Source organism: Vibrio sp. MEBiC08052, from assembly GCF_001506075.1.
Classification (GTDB): Bacteria; Pseudomonadota; Gammaproteobacteria; order Enterobacterales; family Vibrionaceae; genus Vibrio.
On record NZ_KQ947475.1, the window covers coordinates 1,923,854 to 1,938,786 of the forward strand.

General features: G+C 44.9%; 20 protein-coding genes. 5 read left to right on the forward strand and 15 right to left on the reverse strand.

All coding sequences use genetic code 11. The features are described 5' to 3' along the window. Positions 1 to 22 precede the first annotated feature (22 nt). The 13 genes from VRK_RS08325 to VRK_RS08380 all read right to left on the reverse strand — a co-directional run bounded on the left by VRK_RS08325 (position 23) and on the right by VRK_RS08380 (position 8,043). On the reverse strand, positions 23 to 565 hold the full coding sequence (locus VRK_RS08325) for a hypothetical protein (protein WP_059120930.1): 543 nt from the start codon (positions 563 to 565) through the stop codon (positions 23 to 25). Positions 566 to 567: 2 nt separating this feature from the next. Then, complete coding sequence (locus VRK_RS08330) at positions 568 to 1,098, reverse strand: hypothetical protein (protein WP_059120931.1); 531 nt, start codon at positions 1,096 to 1,098, stop codon at positions 568 to 570. Next, complete coding sequence (locus tag VRK_RS21270; RefSeq protein ID WP_197413082.1) at positions 1,091 to 1,363, reverse strand: hypothetical protein; 273 nt, start codon at positions 1,361 to 1,363, stop codon at positions 1,091 to 1,093. Before VRK_RS21270 ends, VRK_RS08330 begins: the two co-directional genes overlap by 8 nt. Positions 1,364 to 1,432: 69 nt before the next feature. After that, positions 1,433 to 1,708 (reverse strand): hypothetical protein, encoded by a 276-nt coding sequence (locus tag VRK_RS08335; protein ID WP_059120932.1) that lies wholly within the window; start codon positions 1,706 to 1,708, stop codon positions 1,433 to 1,435. A gap of 14 nt (positions 1,709 to 1,722) precedes the next feature. Then, positions 1,723 to 2,955 carry an SUMF1/EgtB/PvdO family nonheme iron enzyme gene (locus VRK_RS08340; protein WP_059120933.1) on the reverse strand — a complete coding sequence of 411 codons (1,233 nt, stop codon included), beginning with the start codon at positions 2,953 to 2,955 and terminating at the stop codon, positions 1,723 to 1,725. Further along, positions 2,948 to 3,502: a phage tail protein gene (locus VRK_RS08345; RefSeq protein ID WP_059120934.1), complete on the reverse strand. Its 555-nt coding sequence runs from the start codon at positions 3,500 to 3,502 to the stop codon at positions 2,948 to 2,950. The genes VRK_RS08340 and VRK_RS08345 overlap by 8 nt, the downstream gene beginning before the upstream one ends. After that, the gene (locus VRK_RS08350) at positions 3,499 to 4,263 is read right to left on the reverse strand and encodes a phage tail protein I (protein ID WP_059120935.1); all 765 of its coding nucleotides are present in this window, start codon (positions 4,261 to 4,263) and stop codon (positions 3,499 to 3,501) included. The genes VRK_RS08345 and VRK_RS08350 overlap by 4 nt, the downstream gene beginning before the upstream one ends. Then, a complete protein-coding gene (locus VRK_RS08355; RefSeq protein ID WP_059120936.1) occupies positions 4,223 to 5,224 on the reverse strand; it encodes a baseplate J/gp47 family protein in 1,002 nt (333 codons plus the stop codon). Before VRK_RS08355 ends, VRK_RS08350 begins: the two co-directional genes overlap by 41 nt. After that, positions 5,196 to 5,555 (reverse strand): hypothetical protein, encoded by a 360-nt coding sequence (locus VRK_RS08360; protein ID WP_059120937.1) that lies wholly within the window; start codon positions 5,553 to 5,555, stop codon positions 5,196 to 5,198. The genes VRK_RS08355 and VRK_RS08360 overlap by 29 nt, the downstream gene beginning before the upstream one ends. Further along, positions 5,555 to 5,752 (reverse strand): hypothetical protein, encoded by a 198-nt coding sequence (locus VRK_RS08365; protein ID WP_059120938.1) that lies wholly within the window; start codon positions 5,750 to 5,752, stop codon positions 5,555 to 5,557. The genes VRK_RS08360 and VRK_RS08365 overlap by 1 nt, the downstream gene beginning before the upstream one ends. Position 5,753: 1 nt before the next feature. Continuing rightward, complete coding sequence (locus tag VRK_RS08370; protein ID WP_169739391.1) at positions 5,754 to 6,371, reverse strand: phage baseplate assembly protein V; 618 nt, start codon at positions 6,369 to 6,371, stop codon at positions 5,754 to 5,756. Next, positions 6,355 to 6,912, reverse strand: a complete 558-nt coding sequence (locus VRK_RS08375) for a hypothetical protein (protein ID WP_059120939.1) — start codon at positions 6,910 to 6,912, stop codon at positions 6,355 to 6,357. The genes VRK_RS08370 and VRK_RS08375 overlap by 17 nt, the downstream gene beginning before the upstream one ends. Positions 6,913 to 7,446: 534 nt before the next feature. Further along, a complete protein-coding gene (locus VRK_RS08380) occupies positions 7,447 to 8,043 on the reverse strand; it encodes a transposase (RefSeq protein WP_059120940.1) in 597 nt (198 codons plus the stop codon). Between the two features lie 511 nt (positions 8,044 to 8,554). On the opposite strand from VRK_RS08380, the gene sbcB reads away from it, so the two are divergent. From sbcB to purT, 5 genes are all read left to right on the forward strand, one after another. Then, on the forward strand, positions 8,555 to 9,979 hold the full coding sequence (gene sbcB, locus VRK_RS08385; protein WP_059120941.1) for an exodeoxyribonuclease I: 1,425 nt from the start codon (positions 8,555 to 8,557) through the stop codon (positions 9,977 to 9,979). A gap of 95 nt (positions 9,980 to 10,074) precedes the next feature. Then, positions 10,075 to 10,440: a CidA/LrgA family protein gene (locus VRK_RS08390; RefSeq protein ID WP_059120942.1), complete on the forward strand. Its 366-nt coding sequence runs from the start codon at positions 10,075 to 10,077 to the stop codon at positions 10,438 to 10,440. A 12-nt stretch (positions 10,441 to 10,452) separates the two neighbouring features. Continuing rightward, the gene (locus tag VRK_RS08395; RefSeq protein WP_059120943.1) at positions 10,453 to 11,142 is read left to right on the forward strand and encodes a CidB/LrgB family autolysis modulator; all 690 of its coding nucleotides are present in this window, start codon (positions 10,453 to 10,455) and stop codon (positions 11,140 to 11,142) included. A 147-nt stretch (positions 11,143 to 11,289) separates the two neighbouring features. Then, positions 11,290 to 12,177: a cytidine deaminase gene (cdd, locus tag VRK_RS08400; protein ID WP_059120944.1), complete on the forward strand. Its 888-nt coding sequence runs from the start codon at positions 11,290 to 11,292 to the stop codon at positions 12,175 to 12,177. 141 nt (positions 12,178 to 12,318) lie between these two features. Beyond that, positions 12,319 to 13,494, forward strand: a complete 1,176-nt coding sequence (gene purT, locus VRK_RS08405) for a formate-dependent phosphoribosylglycinamide formyltransferase (RefSeq protein WP_059120945.1) — start codon at positions 12,319 to 12,321, stop codon at positions 13,492 to 13,494. A 153-nt stretch (positions 13,495 to 13,647) separates the two neighbouring features. Here purT and VRK_RS08410 read toward each other — a convergent pair whose 3' ends face one another. Together VRK_RS08410 and ihfA are read right to left on the reverse strand one after the other, a co-directional pair. After that, complete coding sequence (locus VRK_RS08410; RefSeq protein ID WP_059120946.1) at positions 13,648 to 14,292, reverse strand: thiopurine S-methyltransferase; 645 nt, start codon at positions 14,290 to 14,292, stop codon at positions 13,648 to 13,650. Between the two features lie 137 nt (positions 14,293 to 14,429). Then, positions 14,430 to 14,729 carry an integration host factor subunit alpha gene (ihfA, locus tag VRK_RS08415; RefSeq protein ID WP_038186182.1) on the reverse strand — a complete coding sequence of 100 codons (300 nt, stop codon included), beginning with the start codon at positions 14,727 to 14,729 and terminating at the stop codon, positions 14,430 to 14,432. Positions 14,730 to 14,933 lie beyond the last annotated feature (204 nt).

A 14,933-nucleotide genomic window follows, 5' to 3' on the forward strand; every position in this document is an offset into this window, starting at 1 on the left:
TTTATAGCGCCTTATTGTGCTGCTATTTATTGGCTATTAGCGCATCCGTGACCAATGTCGAACGCTGTTCAATTTCGTTCATAACCACATCAATACCTTTTTCTAAGTAGGGCAATTTAACCTCTCCATTATTGACCTTCATCACCAACGAATTGAACAAATCGTTGATCGGCTTTGCCGCTTCTTTTACATCTTCAAGTGATGTTGCTGAATGAATATCTTGCGCCATTTTTGCCACTTCAAAAAGCAACAACAACGCTACATCTGACGTCGTACCCAACAGGCTCAACGAATCACCTGCTGTTTGTGCGATGTCACTACGAATCGCGTCTTTTTTTCTTCTCTCAGACTCAATCGCGGCATTTGCTAATTTTACTTTCTGGTACTGCTCAATAAGTTCAGTACTTTGAACCAATTCACCGTTGACAACTCTATAGGTTGCAATATTAGCCAGTTCATTCTCACTTAATTCAAGGTTAATTGATTGATAGGCATTAAATACATCTGAAACTGGCTCAGATTGTACGCTAACGATTAAACCATTTGACTTATAATAAACAATCATAATTATACCAATGATGTTAATGTGTGTTCTTCATCGACGGAATCTACAGTCGATACTCCCAAGAATTCCATTGCCGAACGAAAATGTCCGTTCAGTATCCAGCGTCGATTTATTTCACCATCATTACGCAATGCCAAATATTGCACACCATCCAGCGTTACTGTACATACAGTAAAATTGAGTGTCCCATATGTTTTTAGCGTCGTACCACCTATTGTGTTATTAAAATAATCTTGAACAACTGATAACATACAGTATGTCGGTGCTGTAAAATTATCTAAACCGAACAACCCGTGAAATTGAATAGAGGTTTGTATACCACGCCGTCCTAGTAGTAAGAAAGTTGATGGGTCCTTAATTAGCTTTGTCGCTTGTGCAAGCAAATATTTATCAACTTCAGCCTTCTTTGCATCTAACTCACTATGAATTTCGCCAATTATTCCTGCAACATCCTGTGATAAAGCATTACTTGCTGCTGTTTGTTCTTGCGATACTTGTTTAAGTAACTGCAATTCTTCAATGATATTAGCCATGATTAGCCTCCAATGTTCTCAATCTCTTACTCATATTCATATATCTATGACCTTGTTTAATTTGAATTACCTGACTATGTAAAAACGCAACTGCATCCATCATCATTTCTGTATCAATCAAAATATTGCGGTTTTCTGTGCCCACCACGATCATCACGCTATCGCTAGGTAGAGTGCTTAAATCTAACGTAAATGTTTGAATACAATGGCCATTTCTCGCTTTATAGTTCAGCATTGTATTCGGCGCAGAAATCACACCAAACAAGGTGCCTAAAAACCCAGCACTAGGCTGGAATTTGGGGATAAAAAAAACCGCCTTAATTTAAGCGGTTAATTACGATTCTGATGGCAGCGGGTAACGGGCTTTAATCTCAGCGACTTTATCACGCCAAACTTGCTCAGAATCAGGCGTCTTGTCGTACTGCCACTCCATAAACAGAGAGTCTGACTCAAGTCGGTAAGCTTCTTTTCGTTTGACAACGTTTTGAGCCTCCTCAAAATTCTTTTGCTGCAAAACAGACTCGATCTGCTCCTGAGTCATACCCAACGAATTCATATAGCTGTAGGTCGTATCTGTTTGAGTTCGACCCTGAAAAATATAACTAAACATCTGTTTTACTCCTGTTAAACAAAGAAAGCGGGACGAAAACCGATGTTACTGTACGAGTATGACCGACCATAGTTCAGAGCGAGCGCGCCCAGTCCGGAGAACGATCCATCGTACCAGCTGGCCCCGCGAAACGGGAGCCGCTCGCCATAGTTGAGACACCAGAGCCCGCCGCCAACTGTAGCCGTGGTTGCGGATTCAATCAGCAATCGACGCAACAACTCGTTAGGCGTATAACCGGCCGACTTTGTGATCGCAGCAAAATGCGAGTTATGCATATACGGATACTTGTAACTATCGTCGTCAGCTGGCCCGTTACGCTTGGTCACTGAGTCACTGAGTACTGGCGAACCGATGTAACCTGTTCCGCTTTGATTTTCAGAGGTTGAATCAAAATAGGCTGGGTGGCGATGCCAGTTAGCCTCGGCGACTGCCGGATTGTTATCCAGCGTTGTCAGGATCTGCCCGTCATCCAGCTTCATCTGGTCAATCCACTCCCACACATTGCCAACCAGGTCGCATACACCGAACTCGCTATGATCGTGATTCCACGTGACTGGGCCTTTGCCTGTGTCGGTTCGTCCGGTGCCACTAGTGTCTCCGGGCAATCCGTCGTCGACACGGCGAGCGGTTTCCCACTTCGCCTCATAGCTGCGTCCATGGTACGTATTGCCGCGAGGTACAGTGCCGTTAGCCAGAGACCAGAGCGCAATCGCGGCCCATTCATGAATCGACATAAGATGCCAGTTATCGCCCTTCTGCGTGCAGAGCTGTTTTGCAGTGTCGTAATCAACCATGTTTCGCGGTGGAGTACCACCAATAACGGCGGAGCCGCCTGCTGCTGCCGATGCCAGATATTTGCCGATCAAGATTTCGCTGCGAGGCGCTCCGTTGGTTATAAATGCAGGATGAACGCCGGTGCCAAGATTAAGATCTGCTAATCCCAGATCTTCAATGTTGAAGCGCGGAATAACGCACATGATGTTTGGGTTGCCCTGAGCATCATAAATGACGGTGTTTCGACCGCCTGAGTTATGCTCGATAGCCTTTCGATACCCATCTGTTGCGATGATAGTCAGATTGCTGGTCTTTTGGTCATATGTACTTTCAACCTTGGTGATTGAGTCATTGATGTTTTTATCAATCGCAGCCATTTTGCCAGACACTGCCTGCACGACAGCTTGAGAAGCTGCCGTTTGTTCTTGCGATGCTTGTTTAAGTAACTGCAATTCTTCAATGATATTAGCCATGGTTAGCCTCCAATGTCCTCAATCTCTCACTCATATTCATATATGTATGACCTTGTTTAATTTGAATTACCTGACTACGTAAAAACACAACTGCATCCATCATCATTTCTGTATCAATCAAAATGTTGAGGTTTTCTGTGCCCACCACGACCGTCACGCTATCGCTAGGCAGGGTGCTTAAATCTAACGTAAACGGTTGAATACAATGGCCATTTCTCGCTTTATAGTTCAGCGTTGTATTTGCCGCAGAAATCACACCAAACAAGGTGCCATCTTCTAGCCAAAAGCCGAGTTCACGAATGGGATATTCATCAGGTCCAGAGAACTTAGCCACCGCCTGTATCTGGCTGCCACCTATATCTTTGAATTCACTAAATTCAACCCGCTGCAATTCATTCTGCAACGTCGTTTGATCCGGATTTGGGGTATAGGCCCGATCACCGGCTGATACCCATTTTAATGATAACTGGATCCCCTTGGCTTTGGCGCTGATACATTCCTCCAGGCCTTTGCGGGTGATCACTAACTTAATTGTGTCTTCACTCATAACGTAGCTCTCGCATTCATGGTTAAAACGGTGATGTTGTAATGCGCTGCATAACCCGTCACCTTGATTTGACTATATCCAGCAATGACTGGAGTAACAGCACTTGCCTCAACAGCATTGATACTCATCCCGGGCACGGTCGCACCACAGACAGAAAGAGCAACGTGAGCCTCTGGCATTGGCCATAATTTTGCATCACCCGAGGTCTCCTGCGTATTGATCACCGGAGCGATTGCACCGGTGATACCCATGCTTGTTTCAACCCCAAACATCAAAGAAAGCTCAATTTGATCCCGTTCTGATTTGGTGTTTTCAATATAAGCGAGTAGCTTTTTGACATTGGTAACGTTGACTGGCTTGTTACCATTTTCCCAAGCCACGATCTCTAAGCTGTATGGCTGACCTTGTGGCTCTTGCTGATACCATGGCTTGATTTGACTTTGAAAATCAAATGACTCCAGTGCTAACTTGAGCCCGGCACGGGTGCCGCTCATTTTCCGAACCTGCCATGCATGTCCGGCAAGGTTGCGCTTAACCAGTTCTGTATCAGCCGTCTCCCATACCGTGAGTTGAAACTCAGCAGCGAGATAAGGAACGATTTCCATCGCCGTTTTCTGGGCATCCAGCAAATGAGGGTATGGATTGTCAATGGCATAAATTTGCTGGCTAAATGACAACTCCATTGAACGTTCGAGCGGACTGCGGTTGTCCGGGAGGACACTATATGTTTTCAGTGTCAACGGTAATTTTGACTGACTCAAGATAAGGCGCCTCACTGTAAGCACAACGCAATGGCTGCTCAGGTTGAATAACGTCTCCGCGGTGTGCTCCGGTTGACTCCAGTAGCACACTGTAGAGCATGGATGACTCGATGCTGGCACCGAGTCGATGTTGTTTCAGGGCATAAACTTTCACTGCTTTTTCTGCCGCCGTCCGCACAACATCAGCATCGGGACCGGGACGGATATAAAGCTTCGCTTCACACTGCCATGGGCGAATATCAGGCGCTTTTACGGTGATCAAATCGGTTTCCTGAGCGATGTCATCCCGCTCCAGATAAGCTTGAGTCGCCTCGATCAACGACGGAGTTGGCAGACCATTGCCTTCATGTGTCAGAATAAAGCAATCAACAACACCGGGAGATACTTGCCGGGCTTGTGCATCTTTCGTCAAGCCAGCCATGTCATGCGCCTGATACTCATAGGTCACGACGACTCGATTTTTCTCATGACTGTTGATCTGAACTTCAGGCCGTCCCCCTAAAGTCATGGCATGAAAACGGTATCCTGATCGTGTGCCGGTACTCGCTAAGGCATAAGCGGCCAAATAGTATCGGGAGAGTAGTGAATCATTACTCTCCATAACTGGTGGAATCGGAGGAAATGCACCGGGATCTCCGGGATCAATAATCTGACGAGTCACACCTAACTGGCTCACAATTAAGTCGATCATGTCGTTATCCGTCGCATACATGCCAAACATCTGTTGTGCCTGGCCATTCAATTGCCGGATATGGTTTTGCAAAATCACAGTAAATGCTTCGACAAATTTAGTCAGTAATTCAGCTTCATTGCCGAGTGTTTCATTCACCGCAGTTGCATCATCTGGAGAGTGCTGTGCAAAGTATGCCAAAATATCGCGCTTTACTTGTTGGAGCAGAACTTCAAACGGTGGGGTCTGGATGATTTCTGGTTTAGGTAGTGGATTCTGATGTGGAAACATTCAGGGGTACCTCAAACTTAACTGTCCGCCCTTTCCAATTGCCTGAAAAATAAAGGCTTAGGCCAGTCGCGTGACGTGTTGCAATACAACTGTCCGGGATAAAATCAGACAGTCCGTTTTCTGGGTTATAAAATGCCTCAAGCGCAGCGGACTGAGTACGAACTAACATATGGTCAGTCATATTCGCCGCTAAATGTTCCCGTACCCGGCTACCGAAAGCCGCGCGCTTCACGCGGCCTCCTAACGGGGTGGTCATGACTTGAGTCACCCGACTGACTAACTGTTCATAGCCTTCAATTTGTCTGCCGGTCATCCGATCAATACCAATCATTAGCTCACCTTATAGACGCCGGCCGACGAACCGCCTGTGACGTTTACTTCCGCTTGCCCTTGGATATGTTCAACAACGGCTTGAGCAATCGCTTTCACCATCACTTGGGCATAAGCATGTTTGACGGCGGTTCGAAAGCCCGCATCTTCTAATTTCTGGATGATTACCCCTTCTAAAATATCTGCATTGATAGCCATATTATTTCCCCGCAGTGACTGTACTGGAACCATCGGCATGTGGATTGCCGGTAAAATGACAAATGTGTGCTGTCGTGACACAAGATGACCCACCGTTCAAAGCAATACTTTTGGCATCCACGGTTGCCACATCACCAGCGACAATCTGCGCACTTTTTTCGACATTGATGTGAACATCGCCTTTAATATCGACGGTCAAGACATGATTTTTTGCATGATAGCTGGTACGACTGCCATCCGGATAAACCCGCAGGATTTCGTTGGGATCCCCACTCGGAGACGGGAAGTTATCACTGAATAATCCTGTCAGAGCGACCGTTTGGCTGCCGTTATCACCGGCACCATAATTAAGCACCAAAGCTTGCTCACCAACCGACGGACAACGATAGTCTCTGGTTTCACCGGCAGAAGAAGCAAACCAGCGAATAAATGGAGTCGTCAAGTCACCGTGCTTCACTTTGATCAACCAGCCGTTTTCATGAATGGCCTCAACCCGCCCTAATCGAATCAGGCTCCGGTTGCGACGTCGTAACTCTTCCAGTTCACTGGAAAGCATTTCAATTCGCTCTAAATAGGGAGTCAGCATTTCTCGGACGAGTAATTCAATTGCCTGACGCATACTTGACCTCCAACGGCTGATATTCATCCGCGTCATCCAAATGTTCCGGATTCACAGCCCAGGCAATCCCACCTCGTGCTTCATCTGGTTGAATGAGAGGCTCGCCAAGGTACAGGTTTTGCCGCCAGCTGACCGCCCGGCCAATCACCTGCGCCAGTTGATACTGAAGTCCGCTTGGTTCTGTACGTAAAAATTCAGGCATGTCTATTTGGCGGATATCAACACCCCAACAGTTTCTATCGATAAAGCGTTCAATCATAGCAATGCTATCCAAGATCCGGAGAAAAGCTCGCTCAGCTGAACGCGGTAAGAGACAATGAATCCGAATATGGAAGCCATGACAATATTGTCCTCGCTCACTTCGGCTCCCTGCTCTTCCATAGCGAAATTCAATCAGGAGTGTCAGAGATTCGATTGTCATCGTGCGATATTCATCATAATTTTTCACGACGATATCGTTTCCCAATAATTGTATGAGAGAAGCTTCAATCCGTTCATAAAGCTGACTAGGTGATTCAAGCTGTAATATTTCTGAGTTCAAAATATATCTCCTATGTGATAATGGGTATCACATATTTCGTTGTGTTTTATATCGCATAGCCGAACAAGAGCACAGGATGAATGAGTGTTTAATTATTTGTACCGAACGATTCAAATAAAATAAAAATCATCAATAACAAAAAGGAAATAAAAAAGCTCCACCAGTCAGGCAGAGCTTTGCAGTGTGGATATCATGCGCCATTCAAAAATATATTTCAATATCTGTGTTTATCCCTTTGCGAACTATTTATTGAATACCAAAACCAATCACAGTTCAAATAAAAAAGCCCCACCAGTCAGGCAGAGCTTTGCAGTGTGGATATCATGCGCCATTCAAAAATATATTTCAATATCTGCGTTCATCACTTTGCGAACTATTTATTGCATAGATAAGCTAAACTATGAATTATAAAAAATTAAAAATCAGGATAAATTTAAACATCGACATCATATAAAAATGATATTGTCTTATATTATAAATAATTGGCGATTAAAATGGATATATCAGGGAATACTATTTCTTATAATACTAACTTTAATTCATCAAAGCATAAGTTTCTTCTTCTCGCTCTATTCGCTCCATGAGCGTCAACATTGCTGCATTACGTTTTGCTGCAAGCCATTGACTGAGTTCTTCCAAGATCGCATTGTATCGTTTAAATATCGGATACGAACAAATAAAACCACGAGAACACATCGCAACATAACGGGATTCTGGACGCCACAATACTCGTCCCTCTTCACAATGAGTACATTTTCTCATTTGCCGGTGTGACGTTTTGTAAAGACCGGAGCCTCCGCAAGATGAACAGATCGTTCCCTGAGGATGGGTTGCCTCTTCAATTGCCGCATCAACCATTGCAGCAAATGCAGATTCACTACGCTGGCCGCGCCAGTTTTGGGTCAGCGTGGCAATCTCCGACTGGATCTCTTTTTCCAAGGCCTGACGAGAATAACGGCAATCTTGAGTTTCGACAAATAGAACAAGAAAGCCAATTGGTGATGACTTCCAGCTCACCCCAACCATCGCAAGCTGTTCTTCAACACTGAATTTACTTCGCCCGCCCTGATGTATCGCTTGATAATTCATCCCTTTCAGATTGAATTTTGCCAATAGTGTTTCCGGTCTCATGTTGTTTCCTTATCTCAAAACCAAATGGTTGCATATTTGAAATATTTTCGATCTCATATGATTCAATTTCATCAGGAACAACAGAGTCCAACGTGTCGTCATTCCGATGCCACTTCATTGCAATAAGAACCAATATTTACAAAAATTAAATACAACTATTGATTTGTTTTCAAGAGGGCAATGCGAACAACTCATTTGATAACAAAAGGTTTTATATGCACAATCACAGCACTACGGTAAACAAATTATCATGACACGCTGAGACATTCTGTTTTCTCTTCAGTGCCAAAATGATAGTATTCGCTCTATCGGCAAGGCAATTAACGTTAGTCTATATTGATGAATTGACTTGCTTAACGATGACTGATGACCGGATACTTATTGAAATTGAATCACTGCCAACGAGATGCTCTTCTCTGCCAGTTGTGAAGTCCATTCTGCCGTTGTTCCAATGGCCTGTCGTATTCATTCAATTGGTTGATTTAGCTGATTTAATCAACACATAAAGCATATGAAAAACAACGAACAACCGACATTCTTCTTCTTCGATTATGAAACATGGGGTACACACCCCGCTAAAGATCGCCCCTGTCAGTTTGCCGGGGTCAGAACAGATATGGACTTCAATATCATCGGTGAACCTCTGGTCATTTTTTGCCGACTGCCAGTGGATTATCTGCCTGCACCGGAAGCGGCACTCATCACTGGTATTACGCCACAGCAAGCGAATAGCAAAGGTCTGTCAGAACCCGAGTTTATTCAGCGGATTCATCAGGAACTGTCTCATCCCAATACTACCTGTCTGGGTTATAACAATATCCGCTTTGACGATGAAGTGACCCGTTATACCTGTTATCGCAATTTTATTGATCCTTATGCATGGAGCTGGCAAAACGGCAATTCGCGTTGGGATCTGCTCGACGTCGCGCGAGCCTGTCATGCATTACGCCCGGAAGGGGTTGTATGGCCTGAAAATGAAGACGGCAATACCAGCTTTAAGCTCGAGCATCTTTCCGTTGCCAATGGTATCGAACATACCAATGCCCACGATGCGATGGCCGATGTCTATGCAACCATTGAATTGGCAAAAGTCATCAAAAATGCCCAGCCGAAATTATTCGATTACTTCTACTCCATGCGCCACAAACGCAAACTGAATGCACTGATCGATATTGTCAGTATGACGCCACTGATGCATGTTTCCGGTATGCTCGGCAGCCACTGCCAATATACCAGTTGGGTTGTGCCGCTTGCCTGGCATCCGCATAACAAAAATGCAGTCATCATGGTTGATTTGGCGAAAAATCCCCAGCCGTTGTTTGATCTCAATGCTGACGAGATCCGAGCGCGTCTTTATACAAAACATGAAGATTTACAAGAAGATGAGTTACCGATTCCGGTGAAGCTGGTTCATCTCAATAAATGCCCGATCCTCGCTCCGGCGAAGACCTTGACGGCAGAAAATGCCCATATAATCGGCATCGACAGAGACAAATGTTTGCAGCATTTGTCGCGTATGAAGCAATCTCAGGATATCAGAGAGAAACTGGTCGAAGTATTTAATGAAGAGAGAGAGTATCCAACGGATACTGATGTCGATACGATGCTGTACCATGACTTTTTTAATCCGGCAGATAAAGCTGCAATGGAGATTATCCGGCAAACACCGCCTGACGCATTACAAGATTTATCGATCTCTTTTCAGGATCCACGCATCAAGCCGCTGTTGTTTCGCTACCGAGCCAGAAACTGGCCTGAAACCCTTACCCCGCATGAACAACAACAATGGCAATCGCACTGTCAGGATTATTTCTCCCAGCATCTGAATGATTATATTCTCCGTCTGGAAAATCTGGCGCACGAACATGAGCAGGATCCACATAAAATGCAGATCCTGAAATCAATCTACCATTATGTGCTGAACCTGACATCATAGCGACACTGCTGAATCTCTGCTGATGCAAGTCTCCCACTTATGGCGATGACTTGCATCAGCCAAAAATCAATCATCACTCGATTTCGGAACTCAACATGATTATCTCACTACTTAAATTGGTGGTTTCTTTGGGAGCAATTATGGCCTCCCTATGGCTTGGCACACTCATTCAGGTTTGGCTGCATCTTTCGATTCCGGGGAGCGTACTAGGGATGCTGATTCTATTTATCGCACTTACCAGCGGTCTGTTACCCGTCTCATGGGTAAAACCCGGAGCATCTCTGTTCATCCGCTATATGGTTTTTCTCTTTGTACCGATTAGTGTTGGCTTGATGACTCATTTCGACACCCTGATTGAGAATGCGCTGCCAATATTTGCCAGCGCCATCGGTGGAACAGTTATTGTATTGATCTGCATGGGTTTACTACTGGATCGTATGCTAAAAAAAGAACATCACTGAGGAATATCACGCATGTGGCTTTTGATTACCATTGTTATTTTCTTTGCCGTTCGCTGGTTATGTCAAAAATGTCGAACTCCTTTAGCCAACCCACTACTCATTTGTGTCATCATTATTATCGGCATTCTGCTCTATTTTAATGTGCCTTATGAAACCTACGCAGCAGACAATCAGTGGGTGAATTTTTTACTCCAACCGGCGGTTGTTGCTCTTGCTTACCCACTCTATGAACAGTTACCGCAAATTCGTGCCAAATGGCGCATTATCCTGTTTGCCTGTGTCTTCGGGAGTATCATGTCCATGCTGACTACAGCATTGATTGCGGTTTTATTTCATGCAGACACACCGCTCATTGCGGCATTACTTGCCAAATCGGTCACCACACCAATCGCAATGGAAGTCACCAGTAATCTTGGTGGAGAGCCATCAATAGCCGCGATTCTGGTATTGATTGTCGGACTATTCGGTGCAATTTTCGCTTATCCGATTTACCGTTTACTTCATATTACGCACCCCATTGCAAAAGGGTTAACTATGGGAAGTATATCTCATGCACTAGGAACGGCCAGCTGTGTTGAGAATGATCCCCGAGATGCGGCATTTAGCTCACTTGCGCTCGTACTCTGTGGCATTATCACTTCTGTACTGGCGCCACTGGTTTTCGCATTGGTGCTATGGTTGAGTCCACTGCTGACGATTTAGTGAGTTATTGTTGTTTTTAATTTTGACATTCATCACATATTAAATGAAATAGAAATTACACTCTTCATAAGAATAAGATTTTAGTCACAACAAATTCACCAAACTGCGCTAGTATAAAATGCCTGATGTGATGAAAGAGATGAACACATGACCCAAGACCGACTCACTGTTCTCAGCCGATTACCTGAAACACTGGCCAAACCGCTCGAAGAGATTGTCATCAATCCGAAATTTTCGGCCACATTCACCTCACAACAAGTTGAGCATTTAATTCATGTCAGCGGGCTTGATGCCATAACCCTTGCTCAGCACTTGCTCCCACTGGCTGCTATTTATGCTTATACGCCCGTTTCAGACTTTCAAGTCGGTGCAATCGTCCGAGGTGAATCCGGTGCGCTGTATTTGGGCGCTAATATTGAATTTTCCGGTGTATCACTCGGGCAAACGATCCATGCGGAACAGGCTGCCATTGCCCATGCTTGGATGAGTGGTGAAAGCAAACTCAGTGATATCATTATTGATACACCGCCATGTGGCCACTGTCGTCAGTTTATGAATGAACTCTCCGATGTCGAAGGGCTGCGAATTACCCTTCCCAGTCAGGCAACTAAAAAGCTACACGATTACCTGCCAGAAGCTTTTGGGCCGGCGACCATGGGAATGCAGATGCGATTCATGCACCCACAAACACATCAAATCCATGCCGATGATACAGATCCATTGCAACAACAAGCGGTCAAAGCACTGAACAAAAGTTATGCACCCTATAGTCATGCGCTCAGCGGTGTTGCTATTGAACTTGTAGATCAGCAAATTTATCTGGGTTCCTATGCCGAAAATGCAGCCTTCAATCCGAGTCTTCCACCACTGCAAGTTGCAGTGATCCAGCTCAGAATGAATGGCTATTCATTTAGCGACATCAAGCGCGTGGTGCTTGCTGAAACAAAAAATGCAGCAGTGACTCATCTGGATACAACCCGTTCGGTACTACAAAAAATCGCACCACATATCCAGCTGGAACAGCTTGAGATATAGTAAAAAATTCCATAATCATTTGATTATTAATCATAAAAATAAATTTTATTGTATAGAAAGCCCAAAAAGCAAACGTTTGCTTTTTGGGCTTTTTTCAGTATGATTGCCGCAGTTTTCAAAATGAGAAGAGGTAATCAGATAATGTTAGGGACAGCGACAAGAGAAAGTGCAACGCGGGTTCTGTTACTCGGCTCCGGAGAGTTAGGAAAAGAAGTCGCAATCGAATGCCAGCGATTAGGTCTGGAAGTGATTGCTTGTGATCGATACGCCAACGCACCGGCCATGCAAGTTGCGCATCGTTGTCATGTCTTCAATATGTTGGATGGTGATGCGCTACGTCGAGTGATAGAACTCGAACAGCCAGATTATGTGGTCCCTGAAGTCGAAGCGATTGCCACGGCGACACTTGTCGAACTAGAAAATGAAGGCGTTCACATCGTACCGACAGCCAAAGCAACTCAACTGACAATGAACCGTGAAGGAATTCGTCGTCTGGCCGCTGAAACATTATCTCTCGAAACCTCTCCTTACCGCTTTGCCGATAACTATCATGACTTTAAAAATGCAGTGACTGAGATCGGGCTTCCCTGTGTCGTCAAACCTGTCATGAGCTCTTCAGGCAAAGGACAAAGCGTTCTCAAATCAGAACAAGATATTGATAAAGCCTGGCACTATGCTCAGGAAGGTGGCCGCTCCGGTGCCGGGAGAGTGATTGTCGAGGGCTTTATTGACTTTGACTACGAAATCACCCAGCTTACCGTCAGTGCGATAGATGGTATCCATTTCTGTGAACCAATCGGTCATCGACAAGAAGATGGCGACTATCGTGAGTCTTGGCAGCCCCAAACGATGTCTGATACTGCCCGGGAAAATGCACAAGCCGTTGCGGGGAAAATTGTCACGGCTCTCGGTGGGCATGGTATTTTTGGCGTCGAGTTATTCATCAAAGGTGATCAGGTCATTTTTAACGAAGTCTCCCCTCGCCCTCACGATACGGGACTAGTCACTTTAATCTCGCAGAACTTATCCGAATTCGCCTTACATGTCCGTGCGTTTACCGGTTTGCCGATTCAGCAGATTGTATCGTATCAACCTGCGGCATCGGTCGCTTTGCTCGGCCAAGGCACATCAGATGATGTCCGTTTTGATGGACTGGCGAATGCCCTGATGGTTCCCAATACGCAGGTTCGTCTGTTCGCAAAACCGGATATTGATGGAAGAAGAAGACTCGGGGTAACGCTCGCGACAGGAGAAGATACACAACAGGCGAAAAAAGCGGCACTGGCGTGTGCAAGTCATATCGTCCTGCATTATTAATGTGATCTCATTCCCCGACAAAAATATGTTCTGAATCGCGATAGTTACACCAACCACGTAAGACTATCCCAATAAAATAACGACAGAACAAAAACAGGCCGGAACGTGAACCACGTACCGGCCTGAGATCTCTTCTATGGCATAACGAAACGACTAAGCTTCAATCAGCCACACTTCATCAGCAAATCGACTCAATTTCTGTTTTGCAATTTTCGGATGTTCCGCATCCGCATCTTTACGGCAGAGCAATGTCGTTTTCATGCCCTGAAACAATTGCTGGATCTGGTGACTATCAACACTAAACGGTGGTCCGGCAAGTTCAGTCTGCTCATAGTCAACCGTAATTAAAAGCATCCGCCCGCCAGTTTTTAACAGCGTGCGCAACCGCTGTACATATGCATCTCTCTGGGATGGCATTATAGAAACCAACGCAGCCCGATCATAAATCAGTTCAACACCATCAAGTGGTGCGGTAAAAACATCACCCTGATAAATTTGGAGTTCATCAAACTCATAACAGTGATGAAATGAATCGATCTGTGTAACTAACGGTGTATAAAAATGTTCAGAGAAAAACGATCTCACAGCAATCTCACTGAGTTCAACACCCATGACTTTGTCATGTTCTGATGCTAACCAAACGAGATCTTCGCTTTTACCACACAAAGGGACGAAAACTTGCTCCTCTTTCTGTGGTGACAATGCAGGCCAGTATTCCACCAGCAATGGGTTCACATCTGTCAAATGAAAACCGATACGATTGGAAGCCCACTTCCTATGCCAAAATTCTTTATCCATGAAAGCTTCTCTAATATAAAAACAACAGCCACTGACCAGTGCTGTAGCAGAACTGTTTATCAGTGGCAAAAAACTAGAGATCGAAAAATAGATTCACTTTTATGAAAGCGGCATCATTACCACACTTTCAGCGTATTCTACCTCTCATTCGGATCGATATTTTCGACACGAGCTTTCAATTTTTGTCCTGGACGGAACGTGACAACACGTCTCGCGGTAATCGGAATATCCTCTCCGGTTTTCGGATTCCGCCCCGGACGCTCGTTCTTGTCTCTCAGGTCAAAATTACCAAAACCAGACAACTTGACCTGTTCGCCATTTTCCAGAGCTTTACGGATTTCCTCAAAAAATGCTTCAACCGTTTCCTTGGCATCCCGTTTACTAAACTCAAGCTTTTCAAACAGGTTTTCAGCCAAATCGGCCTTTGTGAGCGCCATAAAACTTCCCTCAAAGCTATATTGAACCTTACTGTCGATGTGACAGCACCAAAGCATTTTTACTCAGCCAATCAACAACATATCGGCTTTATTGTAAATAGTGTATGCCAACCTTCTGATTTACGCCAACTTTTTTATTAAATCGCTCGCAAAAGAAACACGCTATTCGTGACTATTGTGGGAGTATGTCACATTTAAATCAGC